This window comes from Microbacterium sp. NPDC089186, assembly GCF_040685115.1.
Lineage (GTDB): Bacteria > Actinomycetota > Actinomycetes > Actinomycetales > Microbacteriaceae > Microbacterium > Microbacterium galbum.
The window spans coordinates 486,065-499,089 of the sequence record NZ_JBFBHJ010000001.1; the positions used below are offsets into that span (position 1 = coordinate 486,065).

Consider the following 13,025-nt stretch of genomic DNA (forward strand, 5'->3'; position numbering starts at 1 on the left):
ACACGAGGTCCCTGAGCCTGTCGAAGGGACCGCCCCTCGCAAGGAGACACATGTTCCGCTGGAAGCTGCACGGCGACGGCCGCACCGTCGCACCCGGAGCCGTCGTCGCCCCGGGCGAACGCCTGAACTGGGGCGCGACGGTCGCGATCGGCCTCCAGCACGTCATCGCGATGTTCGGCGCGACCTTCCTCGTGCCGGTGCTCACCGGGTTCCCGGTGTCGACGACGCTGCTGTTCTCGGGCGTGGGAACCCTGCTGTTCCTGCTCGTGACGAAGAACCGCCTCCCCAGCTACCTGGGGTCGTCGTTCGCGTTCATCGCGCCGATCACCGCCGCCACGGCCACCGCCGGCACGGGTTCCGCCCTCGCGGGCATCGTCGCGGTCGGCGTGCTGCTCACGGCGATCGGCTTCGTCGTGCAGTTCGCGGGCCTCGGGTGGGTCGACAAGGTCATGCCGCCGGTCGTCGCGGGCGCCATCGTCGCCCTCATCGGCTTCAACCTCGCCCCGGTGGCGTGGTCGAACTTCCAGGTGCAGCCCCTGCCCGGCACCATCACGCTCGTCGCCGTCATCCTGTTCAGCGTGCTGTTCCGCGGCTTCCTCGGCCGCATCTCGATCTTCCTCGGCGTGATCGTGGGCTACGTCGCGACCGTCATCATCCAGCTGACGACGGGTGAGGTCCTCATCGACTTCTCCGTCGTGGAGCAGGCCCCCTGGGTCGGGCTCCCGACCTTCGAGATCGCCGACTTCACGAAGCCGGCCACCTGGTCGGTCATCGCGATGTTCCTGCCGGTCGTCCTGGTGCTCGTCGCCGAGAACGTCGGACACGTGCGCGGGGTCGCGGCGATGACGGATGCCACCGCCAACCGCTCCACCGGGCGCGCCCTCATCGCCGACGGCGTCGCCACGACGCTCGCGGGAACCTTCGGCGGCTCGGGCACGACGACGTACGGCGAGAACATCGGGGTGATGGCCGCGACCCGCGTGTACTCGACCGCGGTCTACTGGGTCGCGGGTCTCGCCGCGATCGTGCTGAGCCTCTCGCCCAAGGTGGGCGCGGTGTTCAACACCATCCCGCCGGGCGTCCTCGGCGGCGTGACCACAGCCCTGTACGGGCTCATCGGCATCATCGGCATCAAGATCTGGGTCGACAACCGCGTCGACTTCTCACGTCCGGTCAACCAGTACACCGGCGCGGTGGCCCTGGTGCTCGCGATCGCCGGGTTCACGATGCAGTGGGGCGACTTCCAGCTCGGCGCCATCGTGCTCGGCTCGGTCGCGGCCCTGGTGATCTACCACCTCGGCAACGCGATCGCCCGCGCCCGCAAGACCGGCGCCGACGACGGCGGCCCGATCCCCGCGGTCGGCCCGCTGGGCGGCGACCCGAGCTGAGCCGCCGGGGTCGCGGCATCCGGTGCCGAGATCATCCGATGCGCACGAGCGCACACGTTCCGAACCTGCCGGGGCGTGTGCGTTCGTCCGTGACCTGCGATCTCGCGGATGGTCCGGCCCCAGGCGAATGCCGCCCGCACGGCCGATAGAATGGTCGAGGCGTGTCGGGAAGTCTGGTCGACGATCTGTCGATCGACCCCGGAAGGGACCTCCTCCATGACCGAAACCCACACGCGCGCGCCGAGCTGGCCGGGCTACCGCGAAGTCCACCGCGTCACCACACTGCTCCGTCAGGAGTCCGTGGGCGGAATGCTGCTCGTGGTCGCCGCGATCATCGCGATCATCTGGGCCAACTCCCCCGCCGCCGACGCGTACTTCGCGCTGCGCGACTTCCGCTTCGGCTACGAGCCCTGGCACCTCGAGCTGAGCGTCGGGTCGTGGGCGGCCGACGGCCTGCTCGCCGTCTTCTTCTTCATGGTCGGCCTCGAGCTCAAGCGCGAGATCGTCTCGGGCAGCCTCCGCCGATTCGGCACCGCGATCGTCCCCGTGACGGCGGCCTTCGCCGGTGTCGCCGTGCCCGCCCTCATCTACGTCGCGATCGTGCACACGCAGCCGAGTCTGCTGGCGGGGTGGGCCATCCCCACGGCCACCGACATCGCGTTCGCCGTCGCCGTCCTCGCCCTCGTCGGCTCGCACCTGCCCGGTCCGCTGCGCATCTTCCTGCTGACGCTCGCGGTCGTCGACGACCTGATCGCGATCGCGATCATCGCGATCTTCTACACGACCGACATCCAGCTCCTCCCCCTCGGCGTCTTCGCCGTGCTCGTCGTCGTCTATGGCGTCATCGCCCACCGCGCCCGCGCGTGGTTCTCGCGCAACGCGTGGGGTGCCTGGGTCGTGCTGCTGCCGATCGGCTTCGCCGCGTGGGCGTTCCTGCACGCCTCGGGCGTGCACGCCACGATCGCCGGTGTGGCACTGGCGTTCACCATCCCCGTTGCCGCGTCCAAGCGCCAACCGGAGCACCACGGCATGGACCTCGCCGAGCAGTTCGAGCACCGCTTCCGTCCGCTCTCCAGCGGCATCGCCGTGCCGATCTTCGCGTTCTTCGCCGCGGGTGTCGCCGTGGGCGGCGGCGAGGGGATCGTCCGCGCCCTGATGGACCCCGTGACCATCGGCGTCGTCGCCGGCCTCGTGCTCGGCAAGCCGGTCGGCATCCTGCTCGGCGTGCGCCTGCTCACGCTCGTGACGAAGGTGCGCCTCGACCCGGCCCTGAAGTGGATCGACCTCGCCGGGGTGGGGCTGCTCGCGGGCATCGGCTTCACGGTGTCGCTGCTGATCGCCGAGCTCAGCTTCCCGGCCGGCTCCCCGCACACCGACGACGCGAAGATCGCGATCATGGCGGCCTCGCTGCTCGCATCCGTCCTCGCCGCGGCCGTGCTGCTCGTGCGCAACCGGCGCTACAAGCAGCTCGCCCTCGCCGAAGAGGTGGATGCCGACGGAGACGACGTCCCCGACGTGTACCAGCAGCCGGAGCAGCCGCGACGCTGAGGCGTCACCGTCAGCCGAAGATCTGCGACGAGATCTCCGACAGCCACGCGCGCGCGTCGACGTTGACGGTCTCGAGAGAGATCCACACGCCGTCTCGAGCGACCACGACGTCTTCGGTCTGCGCCGTGCCGCCGGCCTTCACGCAGTACTGGGCGCCGAAGTCCTCCGCGGCCTGGCACTCGTACCCCTAGGCGTCGAGCCCGTCGACCCCGGTGGAGACCTCGGCGGCGGACGCGGTGCTGATGAGGAGCAGAACGCCGGCCGACTCCTCCTGGATCCAGTTGCACGACAGCTCGGTCGTCGCGTTCGCGGGTGCCGGCCGCACGAACCCGTCGGCGTGCTGGGCGGTCAGGCCCCCCACCGTCTGCTGCCGTGTCGCCGCCGCGCCGAGATCGTCGCAGGATTTCGGGATGCCGGTCGGGGCGGTCGGCGCGGCCGTCGGGGTCGGGGTCGGGGTCGATGCGGAGCCCGTCGGCGAGGCGCTCGGGGCGGTCGCCGACGGCGAGTCGACGGTCGCGGTCGACGCCGGCGAGGGGGGCTCGGGGACGCACCCCGTCAGAAGGGCCGCGGCGGCGATCAGCAGCGCGCCCGACACGGCGATGAATGCACGGTTCATGGCGAGACCCCCTCCGCGTGACGGCGCTGTCCCGCACCGACCGCTCTCTGCGCTCACCATAGCCCCGAGAGCAGCGCTGCCTCATCACGCTCTTGACCCTCACGCGGCGTGAGGGCCGACGCTGGTGCCATGGACGAGAATTTCGAGGCCTTCGCGGTCAGCCCCGTGCCCCCTCCCGGACCGGATGCCGTCGCGCCCCCGTTGTACCGCGGCATCTACGGCATGCCCATGTTCGTCACCCTCTCGACCGCCGACCTGCCGGCATCCGTGGACTTCTGGACGCGGGGCCTCGGTTTCTTCGAGCTGTTCGCGATCCCCGGGCAGATGGTCCATCTTCGACGATGGGCCTTCCAGGACGTGCTGCTCGTGGTCGGCGAGAAGAGCTCGAGCGCCCCGCCCGCCAGCGTGAGCTTCGCCTGCGTCCTCGACGAGATCGACACCGTCGTCTCGTCGGTGCGCGCCCTCGGCGCCGTTCCCGAGGTGCGCGAGACCCCGTGGAACACCCGGGACGTCGAGGTGATCACCCCCGAGAAGGCGCGGGTCGTCTTCACCGCGGCCAAGGTGTTCGACCCGGCGACCGTCGAAGGCCGCAACCTGCAGTCGGTGGGGATCGGGCGCGACGACAATGGGTCCCATGAGTGAGCAGGGGATGCCGGTGGGCGAGACGGCCGCTCGGCTCGGTCTCACCGTGCGCACGCTCCATCACTGGGACGAGATCGGTCTCGCGCGCCCGGCCGCACGCTCGAGCGCCGGCTATCGGCTCTACACGGACGAGGACCTCGAGCGCCTCCGCCGCATCGTGGTCTACCGCGAGCTCGGTCTCGACCTGGATGCCATCCGCGCGGTGATCGACGAGCCCGGAGGAGACGTCGCCGCACAGCTCCGGGTCCAGCGGGCCCACGTCGCTCAGCGCATCGCGCAGCTGCAGATCGTCGACGACGACCTCGAGCGCATGATCGCGGCGCAGGAGCGCGGCATCCTCCTCTCCGAAGACGAGCAGCACGAGACGTTCGGGCCCGGCTGGGACACGAGCTGGCCCGCCGAGGCGCGAGACGCCTATGGCGGATCACCGCAATGGCAGCAGTACGCCGAGCGCTCGGCATCCCGTTCCGTCGACGACTGGGCGGAGGTGACGCGGGCGGTCTCCGCCGTCGAGGAGGAGCTCGCGGACGCCGTCGCCTCCGGCGTCGAGCCCGGTGACGCGCTGGCCGACGCGCTCGTCGAGCGGCACCGCACGGTGTTCTCGCAGTACTTCCCCCTCACCCGGCAGATGCAGGTGCACCTCGGCCGCATGTACGCAGCCGACCCGCGCTTCGCCGCGCACTACGACGCGATCCGCCCCGGGCTCGCCACGTGGCTGCGCGACGCGATCGAGGCGAGCGCCCGCGCACACGGCATCGACCCCGACACCGCACGCTGGGAGTGATCAGGCGGAGCCGCGCTCGATGACCTCGGTGGGCAGGATCGTCGCGTGCGCAGCCGGCCGCCCGGCGAGGATGTCGAGCAGCACGGATGCCATGTACCGCCCCTGCGTGAGCGAGGGCTGCCGCACCGTGGTCAGGGCGGGGCTGAGGGCCGTCGACACCGCGGAGTCGTCGAAACCCATCACGGCGACGTCGCGCCCGGGCTCCAGGCCCTTTTCGCGCAGCACCGTGTAGGCACCGCGCGCCATGAGATCGCTCGCCACGAAGACCGCGTCGGGGCGCTCGCCCGCAGCGAGCACGCGGGCCATCGCCAGCGCCCCGCCCACCTCGGTGAAATCGCCGTTCTCGACGGCCACGGGCTGCAGCCCCGCCTCGGCCATCGCGTCGCGGAAGCCCTGCAGACGGTCGATGCCGGCGGGCATGTCGGTCGGACCCGACACCGTGGCGATGCGGCGGTGTCCTCGGGCCAGCAGGTACGAGGTCGCGACCCGGCCGCCCTCGACGTTGTCGACGTCGACGTAGTAGTCGTCGGCGCGCACCCGGGCGGGGCGCCCGCCGTAGACGACGGGCACCACGTCGGCGACGCGGTCGAGGAAGGTGTCGCTGGTGTGGTGCGAGGCCACGATCGCCCCGTCGACGCTGCCGCCGCGCAGATAAGCGAGCGCCTTCGCGCTGGCGTCGTCGCTGGCGATCAGCATGTTCATGATGTAGTCGCTGTCGCCGATCACCTCGCCGATTCCGGCCACGATCGAGGCGAAGAACGGATCGCCGAAGAAGCGGTCGGTCTGCTCGGGGATGACCAGTGCGATCGCCCGCGTCTGCCGGCTGGCCAGGGAGCGCGCCGCGCGATTCGGAACGTATTGCAGTTCGTCGATCGCGCGGCGCACGGCCTCGAGCGCGGCAGGAGAGACGGCCGTGGAACCGTTGACCACGCGTGACACCGTCGAGCGGGAGACACCGGCCCGCGCCGCGACCTCTTCGATCGTGGCGGTACCGCGAACGGGTGCGATCTCCATAGCCCTGCCTCCTGGCGTACCCGGCGAGCGAGCTCTAGACCGCGGGGACCGCGGCCAGAGCACGCTCGGCGATGATGCGAGCGTACTGCCGGCCCGAGTCCTTGAGAACGCGCTCCTGGGTCCGGTAGTCGACGTACACGATGCCGAAACGCTTGGCGTAGCCCCAGGCCCACTCGAAGTTGTCCATGAGCGACCAGTAGAAGTAGCCGCGCACGTCGACGCCGCGCTCGACGGCGTCGAGGACGGCCCCGAGGTGGGCCTCGACGAACTCGACGCGGTCGATGTCGTGGACGCGCTCGTCGCCGTCGTCGGCCACCACCTCGTCGTCGTACGCCGCGCCGTTCTCGGTGACGTACAGAGCCACGTCGGCGGGGGCGGCGTACTCCTCGCTCACCCGCTCCAGCAGGCGCGTCAGGCCCTCGGGCTGCACCTCCCAGCCCATGTTGGTGCGAGGGAGGCCGCGGTCGTGCCAGTAGAGCTTCTCGTGCGCCGGGAACGGCACACCGATCGGACGCGTGGTGGGTGCGTCGCCCGCGGGCGGGTCGACCTCGGGCGGCGTGCCGCCCACGAACTCGCCGTGGTAGTAATTCACGCCCAGCGAGTCGATGGGGGTCGAGATGACCTCGAGGTCGCCCGGGTGGACGGCCTCCTGCCAGCGCGCCACGGCCTCGGCGTCGGTGTCGCGGAAGTCCTTGATGATGTCGGCCGGGTACGAGCCGCGGAAGATCGGGTCGAGGAACCACCGGTTGAACTGCCCGTCCACGCGCCGTGCGGCGTCGAGGTCGGCGGGGTCGGCCGGATTCACGGCATCCGCCACCGTGAGGTTCAGCGTGATGCCGAGGTTGAGCGAGGAGTCGCGCGCCCGCAGCTCGCGCACGGTCTGCCCATGACCGAGGAGCAGGTGGTGGGCTGCGAGCATCCCCTCGGCCTGCGAGTAGTGCCCCGGGGCGTGGATGCCCGCGGTGTAGCTGAGGAACGACGAGCACCAGGGCTCGTTCAGCGTGGTCCACACGTCGACGCGGTCGCCGAGGGCGTCGTGCATGTCGAGCGCGTACTCGGTGAAGCGGTCGCTCGTCTCGCGCACGGTCCACCCGCCCCGCTCCTGCAGGGCCTGCGGGAGGTCCCAGTGGTACAGGGTGAGCCAGGGCAGGATGCCGGCATCGAGCAGTTCGTCGACGAGGCGCTTGTAGAAGTCGACGCCCTTCGCGTTGAGCGCGCCGCCGTCGGGGCGCACGCGCGACCACGAGGTCGAGAAGCGGTACGTCTGCAGGCCGAGCTGCTTCATCAGCTGCACGTCGTCGGCGTAGCGGTGGTAGTGATCGCACGCGACATCGCCGTTGTCGGCGTTGATGACGGCATCGGGGACGCGGCTGAACGCGTCCCAGATCGACGCGGTGCGGCCGTCTTCGAAAGCGGCGCCCTCGATCTGGTAGGCGGCGGTCGCGGCGCCGAAGAGGAAGCCGTCGGGGAACGAACGGGTGGTGGACATGGATCGGGTTCCTTCCGTGGGCGCGAGGGTCATCCCTTGACCGCCCCTTGCATGATGCCACTGACCAGCTGCTTGCCCGCGAAGACGAACAGCAGCAGCAGCGGGATCGTCGACAGGAGCACGCCCGCGAGGACGATCGAGTAGTCGACGAAGTAGTTGGACTGCAGCAGCGACAGGGCCACCGGCAGGGTCGGGTTCTGGCGGTCGAGCACGATGAACGGCCAGAAGAAGTTGTTCCAGGCGCTCACGAACGTGAACAGGCCGAGCATCGCCGCCGCAGGGCGCGCGGCGGGCACGCCCACCGTGAGGAAGGTGCGGAACGAACTCGCCCCGTCGACACGGGCCGCCTCGATGAGCTCGTCGGGCACGGCCTGACGCAGATACTGCGTCATCCAGAACACCCCGAACGCACTCGTGAGGGCGGGGATGATGATCGCGCCGAGCTGCCCGGTCCACCCGAGCTCGCTGAAGAGGATGTAGAGCGGGACCACGCCCAGCTGCATCGGCACCGCCATCGTCCCGACGACGAAGACCAGCAGCCACGGCCCGCCGCGGAAACGCAGCTTCGCGAACGCCCATCCCGCCAGGGTGGAGAAGAAGACGACGGATGCCGCGATCAGGCCGGAGCTGATGATCGAGTTCAGCAGCGCGGGCCAGAAGTTGACCGCGGAGTCGCCGATCACGGCGGCGGCGTTGGTGAAGAAGTTCCCGCCCGGGATCCACGAGCGGTTCGCGTCGCGGATGGTGGAGGAGTCGCCCGAGCCGATCAACAGCGACCAGTAGAAGGGGAAGACACTGGCCAGCAGCACCGCACCGAGGCTCGCGTAGACGATCCAGCCGGGGCGCGATCCGCGCACCGGACGCGGGCGGCGGCGCGAAGGCGACGGGGTGTCGCGTTCCACGATCGGGACGGGTGCGGCGTTCACGGCGGTCATCGACGCGTCTCCTCTCCGCGGATGCCGACCGACGCGGCATCCGCCCTCAATCGTTCTTCGGCGGCCCGGGCCTGCGCCCGCCGCTCGCGGCGGCTGCGGGGATCGCGGCTGCCGTCGTCGCGCACGAGCGAACGCGTGACGACCATGTTGATCGCGCCGATGGCGAGGATGATCAGGAACAGGATCCACGCGAGGGCCGCGGCGCGGCCGAAGTTCCACTCCCCCCAGCCGACGTTGTAGAGCCACAGGGTCACGGTGAGCCACTGGTTGTCGGCTCCGCCCGTGCCGTACTGGTCGTACATGCGCGGCTCGTCGAAGATCTGCAGTCCGCCGATCGTCGCGGTGATGATGACGAAGATCAGGGTGGGCTTGAGGCTGGGCAACGTGATGGAGAAGAACTGGCGGATCTTGCCGGCGCCGTCGACCGTCGCGGCCTCGTAGTACTCGCGCGGGATCGCCTGCATCGCGGCGAGCAGGATGAGGGTGTTGTACCCGGTCCACCGGAAGTTGACCATCGTCGCGATGGCGATGTGGCTCGCGAACGCGTCGGAATGCCACGGCACCGCGGGCAGGCCCAGGTTCTGCAGGGTGGTGTTCACGACGCCGTACTGGTCGCCGAACATGTTGCTGAAGATGAGGGCGACGGCCACCGGCGCCATCACGTAGGGGATCAGCACGCTCATGCGCCAGAAGGTCTTGGCGCGGATGTTCTGGTCGAGCATCGCGGCGATGAAGATGGCGATGATCAGCTGCGGGACGCTGGAGAGCAGGAAGATGCTGAAGGTGTTGCGCAGCGCGATCCAGAACTTGGGCTGCGAGAGCACCCACGCGTACTGGTCGAAGCCGATGAACTCGCCGGAGTTGCGCACCAGGTCCCAGTCCATGAACGAGATCACGGCGGTGTACGCGATGGGGAAGAGCCCCGTGATCGCGAACAGGATGAAGAACGGCGAGATGTAGAGGTAGGGCGAGAGCTTGAGGTCCCACGTGCTGCGGCGCGTGCTGAATCCCACGCGTCGGGGTTCGCGGGCGCGCGTCTGCGGCGCCGCGCCCCCCGTGGGGCGTTCGAGTGTGCTGGTCACGATCTGTGCTCCGTTTCCGTTGCGCGAGGGGCCGGAAGCCGTCGCCCGCGACGATGCGGGAGCGACGGGTCTCGACCCCTCACGCGAGAAGGGGACGGGCGACGGATGCCAGGGGCGCGAGGCCGCGGCCCCTGGCATCCGATCGCGGGGTCAGGACAGGGCGTCGACCTCGGTCGCCCACTGCTTCCACGAGTCGGCGGCGCTCTGCGTTCCGTCCTCGACGCGGGTCAGGGCCTTCTGCATCGCGTCGTTGATCTGGAAGTAGAACTGGCCCTTGAAGGGAGAGACCTTCACGGCCTGGGCGCGCTCGGAGAGCATCTCGCCGACCGGAGCGTCGTTGAAGTACGCGTTGACGCTGCCGGTGAGGGCGTCGGCCTTCAGCGCGTCGGTCTGGCTCGGGAACGTGCCGGCGTTCTCGAACGCCTTCACCTGGGTCTCGGGGTCGGTCAGCCAGTCGGCGAGCTCCTGCGCGGCTTCGACGTTCTTGCCGTTGCCGGGGACGGTCAGGTACGAACCGCCCCAGTTGCCCGCGCCGCCGGGGAAGACGTTCGCGATGTCCCAGCCCTTCACCTCGGGGGCGTTGCCCTCGATCACGCCGAGCATCCAGCCGGGGCAGAGCATCGTGGCGAACGCGCCGTTCGACAGGCCCGCGAACCAGTCGTCGGACCACTGACCGAGGTGGGCGGACTGCGTGGCGCTGGCGGCGAGCACTTGGTCGTAGATCTTCTTGACCTCGGGGTTGCTCGTGGCGGTGATCGACCCGTCATCCGGGTTCTCGTACGCGGCCTCGACCTGGTTGATCGCGCCCTGGTACGTGCCGCCGGCGGAGTCGAAGAAGGCCTTGCCCGTGGCGGCGACGTACGTGTCGCCCGCCGCGAAGTAGGTCGACCAGTCGCCCTCGAGCATCGCGGCGACCTCGGCGCGGTCGGTGGGCAGCCCCGCCGCGGCGAACAGGTCGGAGCGGTAGCAGACGCCCTCGGGACCGATGTCGGTTCCGTAGCCGACGAGCTTGCCGTCCGCGCTGGTGGCGGCCTCGACCTTGTAGTCGAGCCAACGGCTCTTGAGGTCGTCGGGAACGGGCGCGAGCAGGTCGGCGTACTCCATGACCTCGGGCAGCCAGTCGACCTCGATGGCCTCGATGTCGGCGAGGCCGGTCTTGCCGAGCTTCTGGAAGTAGTTCTCGCGGGCCTCGTTGCTGGTGGCCGCCTTGTTGTGCACGATCTTCACGTTCGGATGCGCGTCCATGTACTCCTGCAGGAGCGCGTCGGTGTAGCCGAAGTCGTTGAAGGTGGCGATGGTGAGGGTCACGTCGCCGTCTCCGCCCGAGGCGGAGCCCCCGGCGCCGGAGCAACCGGCGAGGACGAGGGCGGAGGTGGACGCGACCGCGGCGACGAGCGCGGTCCGGCGCAGGGCATGGGTGTTCACAGATCACTCCTTTGTGGTGGGTGTGAAGCGGTGTGAGCAGTCGCTGTGGGAGGGCTCTCACCGATCGGGTCGAGAGTATGGGATCGCTCCCACGGCGTCAAGGGAGCGCTCCCATACCGTTACCGGCCCGAGACCGGGGAGTGTTCGGGTCAGGAAAAGCCCGCCGTCAGGGGAAACCCCCAGGCGCGGCGTTCATCCCTGCTGCGAGCATTCACACCCGGGGGTGGAGCGGCGCGACGCCCCCTCCCGCCGCACTCCACCCGGCGGCGGTCCGCGGGCCCGTGGCGCGCCCCACCACACCCCCACCACCGCAGCGCACCCCGCACCACGAGGCGTCGGCGCGCTCGCGTAAGATGACTTCCACAACGCCACCCGACTTCTGGAGCTGCAGTGCCCACCATCGTCGTCGACGTCATGCCCAAGGCCGAGCTTCTCGACCCGCAGGGGAAGGCCGTCGCCGGCGCCCTCTCGCGGCTCGGCGAGAACCGCTTCTCCGACGTCCGCATCGGCAAGCGTTTCGAGCTCACCGTCGAGGGCGAGGTCGACGAGGCCACGCTCGCCCGGGCCCGCGAGCTCGCCGACGAGATGCTCTCGAACGCCGTCATCGAAGACGTCGTCAACATCGAGGTCATCGAGCGGTGACCGCACGCATCGGGGTCATCACCTTCCCCGGCTCCCTCGACGACCGCGACGCGCAGCGCGCGATCCGCCTCGCCGGTGGCGAGCCCGTCGCGCTCTGGCACGGTGAGCACGACCTGAAGGGCGTCGACGCCCTCGTGCTGCCCGGCGGCTTCAGCTACGGCGACTACCTGCGCGCCGGCGCCATCGCCGCATTCGCGCCGATCATGGCCGAGGTCAAAGACGCGGCAGCCAAGGGCATGCCCGTCCTGGGCATCTGCAACGGCTTCCAGATGCTGGTCGAGGCGCACCTGCTGCCCGGTGGCCTCATCCGCAACGCCCACCAGCAGTTCATCCGTCGCGACCAGCGCCTGCGCGTCGAGAACGCCTCGACGGCGTGGACCAGCGACTTCTCCGAGGGCGACGAGATCGTCATCCCGCTGAAGAACGCCGACGGCGGATACATCGCGGATGCCGAGACCCTGGCCCGCGTGAACGGGGAGGGCCTCGTCGCCTTCCGCTACGTCGGCGTCAACCCGAACGGCTCCCTCGACGACATCGCCGGCCTCACCAACGAGCGCGGCAACGTCGTGGGACTCATGCCCCACCCCGAGCACGCGGTCGAGCCCGGCTTCGGCCCGGGCACCGCCGCAGCGATGCGCTCGGGCGTCGACGGCCTCGGCTTCTTCACGTCGGCCATCGCCGCCGCGGTGAACGCCGCCGCCTGACCCGGCCCCGCCGTGACCGACAAGCGCGCCCCCGATCAGGACGCGCTGATCGATCGCATCCTGCACCTCTGGCGAGCGGATGCCGACACCCTGCCGTCCGAGCCGCGCCTGGCCGAGCTGACCGGCGCGAGTCGCAACTCGGTGCGCGAGGCGCTGATCCGCCTCGAAGAGCGCGGATACGTCCACCGCACGCAAGGGGCGCGCACCTCGCCGAACCGGCGACTGCCGGGCGTCGGGCGCCGCATCGACCAGCAGTTCGACCATCTCCTGTCGATCCGTTCCGCCGGTTACGACGCGGCCCTCGACCTGGTGTCGTCCGAGCGCGTCATGCTGACTCCCGGCATCGATCGATTCGACGATCTCCCCGACGGCACGAGCGTGCTGCGCACGGTGAAGATGTGGCGCGTCGATGGGGAGCCGTACGCCCTCGCCGAGGACCTCGTGCCCATCACGCGCGAGGGGGAGCTCGACCCCCACAGCCCGGTCTTCGCTCTGGCGGAAGCCGCGAACGGCGTGCGCGTGGCATGGGAGACGCTGTGGATCGAGGCGAGCGGCCTGGATGCCGAACGCGCGGCCCTGCTGTCGTCGACACCCGCGACGCCGGTCATCGAGATGACATACTGCGGGTACGGCGCCGACGACGCCATCGGCTACTGGTCGCGCGAGGTTCAGCTCCCCGCACCCCCGGGGCTGCGCAACGCGCTGATCCGGCGCGTGCGGGCGTGAGCGTTTCGGACGCGTAACAGCACGGTGAAC

General features: G+C 70.1%; 14 protein-coding genes. 7 read left to right on the forward strand and 7 right to left on the reverse strand.

Going from position 1 to position 13,025, the window contains the following annotated elements:
- Positions 1-50: 50 nt before the first annotated feature.
- Complete coding sequence (locus AB0N82_RS02300; protein WP_363387612.1) at positions 51-1,388, forward strand: solute carrier family 23 protein; 1,338 nt, start codon at positions 51-53, stop codon at positions 1,386-1,388.
- A gap of 216 nt (positions 1,389-1,604) precedes the next feature.
- Positions 1,605-2,936: a Na+/H+ antiporter NhaA gene (gene nhaA / locus AB0N82_RS02305; RefSeq protein ID WP_315993839.1), complete on the forward strand. Its 1,332-nt coding sequence runs from the start codon at positions 1,605-1,607 to the stop codon at positions 2,934-2,936.
- Between the two features lie 10 nt (positions 2,937-2,946).
- On the opposite strand, the gene AB0N82_RS02310 is transcribed toward nhaA, so the two are convergent.
- Positions 2,947-3,078, reverse strand: a complete 132-nt coding sequence (locus AB0N82_RS02310) for a hypothetical protein (protein WP_363387617.1) — start codon at positions 3,076-3,078, stop codon at positions 2,947-2,949.
- Between the two features lie 45 nt (positions 3,079-3,123).
- Positions 3,124-3,552, reverse strand: a complete 429-nt coding sequence (locus AB0N82_RS02315; RefSeq protein ID WP_363387620.1) for a hypothetical protein — start codon at positions 3,550-3,552, stop codon at positions 3,124-3,126.
- A gap of 129 nt (positions 3,553-3,681) precedes the next feature.
- On the opposite strand from AB0N82_RS02315, the gene AB0N82_RS02320 reads away from it, so the two are divergent.
- Positions 3,682-4,194: a VOC family protein gene (locus AB0N82_RS02320; protein WP_363387623.1), complete on the forward strand. Its 513-nt coding sequence runs from the start codon at positions 3,682-3,684 to the stop codon at positions 4,192-4,194.
- Positions 4,187-4,978 carry a MerR family transcriptional regulator gene (locus AB0N82_RS02325; protein WP_363387626.1) on the forward strand — a complete coding sequence of 264 codons (792 nt, stop codon included), beginning with the start codon at positions 4,187-4,189 and terminating at the stop codon, positions 4,976-4,978. The genes AB0N82_RS02320 and AB0N82_RS02325 overlap by 8 nt, the downstream gene beginning before the upstream one ends.
- Here the strand turns inward: AB0N82_RS02325 and AB0N82_RS02330 are convergent, their stop codons facing one another.
- The 5 genes from AB0N82_RS02330 to AB0N82_RS02350 form a co-directional block, all read right to left on the reverse strand.
- Positions 4,979-5,992: a LacI family DNA-binding transcriptional regulator gene (locus AB0N82_RS02330; protein WP_363387629.1), complete on the reverse strand. Its 1,014-nt coding sequence runs from the start codon at positions 5,990-5,992 to the stop codon at positions 4,979-4,981. It abuts the gene before it with no gap.
- Positions 5,993-6,026: 34 nt separating this feature from the next.
- On the reverse strand, positions 6,027-7,481 hold the full coding sequence (locus AB0N82_RS02335; protein WP_363387632.1) for a family 1 glycosylhydrolase: 1,455 nt from the start codon (positions 7,479-7,481) through the stop codon (positions 6,027-6,029).
- Positions 7,482-7,510: 29 nt separating this feature from the next.
- A complete protein-coding gene (locus AB0N82_RS02340) occupies positions 7,511-8,416 on the reverse strand; it encodes a carbohydrate ABC transporter permease (RefSeq protein ID WP_315993845.1) in 906 nt (301 codons plus the stop codon).
- The gene (locus AB0N82_RS02345; RefSeq protein ID WP_363387636.1) at positions 8,413-9,498 is read right to left on the reverse strand and encodes a sugar ABC transporter permease; all 1,086 of its coding nucleotides are present in this window, start codon (positions 9,496-9,498) and stop codon (positions 8,413-8,415) included. Before AB0N82_RS02345 ends, AB0N82_RS02340 begins: the two co-directional genes overlap by 4 nt.
- Before the next feature lie 150 nt (positions 9,499-9,648).
- Positions 9,649-10,923 (reverse strand): extracellular solute-binding protein, encoded by a 1,275-nt coding sequence (locus tag AB0N82_RS02350; RefSeq protein ID WP_315993847.1) that lies wholly within the window; start codon positions 10,921-10,923, stop codon positions 9,649-9,651.
- 390 nt (positions 10,924-11,313) lie between these two features.
- Between AB0N82_RS02350 and purS the strand changes: the two genes are divergently transcribed.
- From purS to AB0N82_RS02365, 3 genes are read left to right on the forward strand one after another with little or no spacing between them, the layout of a single operon-like run.
- The gene (purS, locus tag AB0N82_RS02355; protein WP_076673305.1) at positions 11,314-11,565 is read left to right on the forward strand and encodes a phosphoribosylformylglycinamidine synthase subunit PurS; all 252 of its coding nucleotides are present in this window, start codon (positions 11,314-11,316) and stop codon (positions 11,563-11,565) included.
- The gene (purQ, locus tag AB0N82_RS02360; protein ID WP_315993848.1) at positions 11,562-12,269 is read left to right on the forward strand and encodes a phosphoribosylformylglycinamidine synthase subunit PurQ; all 708 of its coding nucleotides are present in this window, start codon (positions 11,562-11,564) and stop codon (positions 12,267-12,269) included. Before purS ends, purQ begins: the two co-directional genes overlap by 4 nt.
- 12 nt (positions 12,270-12,281) lie before the next feature.
- Entirely contained in the window at positions 12,282-12,995 is a 714-nt protein-coding gene (locus AB0N82_RS02365) for a GntR family transcriptional regulator (RefSeq protein ID WP_363387641.1), read from the forward strand.
- Positions 12,996-13,025 lie beyond the last annotated feature (30 nt).

Excerpts from the sequence above, each read along its gene's own strand:
- AB0N82_RS02335 (WP_363387632.1), bottom strand. The coding sequence starts at position 7,481 with ATGTCCACCACCCGTTCGTTCCCCGACGGCTTCCTCTTCGGCGCCGCG.
- AB0N82_RS02330 (WP_363387629.1), bottom strand. The coding sequence starts at position 5,992 with ATGGAGATCGCACCCGTTCGCGGTACCGCCACGATCGAAGAGGTCGCG.
- AB0N82_RS02340 (WP_315993845.1), bottom strand. The coding sequence starts at position 8,416 with ATGACCGCCGTGAACGCCGCACCCGTCCCGATCGTGGAACGCGACACC.
- AB0N82_RS02320 (WP_363387623.1), top strand. The coding sequence starts at position 3,682 with ATGGACGAGAATTTCGAGGCCTTCGCGGTCAGCCCCGTGCCCCCTCCC.
- AB0N82_RS02325 (WP_363387626.1), top strand. The coding sequence starts at position 4,187 with ATGAGTGAGCAGGGGATGCCGGTGGGCGAGACGGCCGCTCGGCTCGGT.
- nhaA (WP_315993839.1), top strand. The coding sequence starts at position 1,605 with ATGACCGAAACCCACACGCGCGCGCCGAGCTGGCCGGGCTACCGCGAA.
- AB0N82_RS02300 (WP_363387612.1), top strand. The coding sequence starts at position 51 with ATGTTCCGCTGGAAGCTGCACGGCGACGGCCGCACCGTCGCACCCGGA.
- AB0N82_RS02315 (WP_363387620.1), bottom strand. The coding sequence starts at position 3,552 with ATGAACCGTGCATTCATCGCCGTGTCGGGCGCGCTGCTGATCGCCGCC.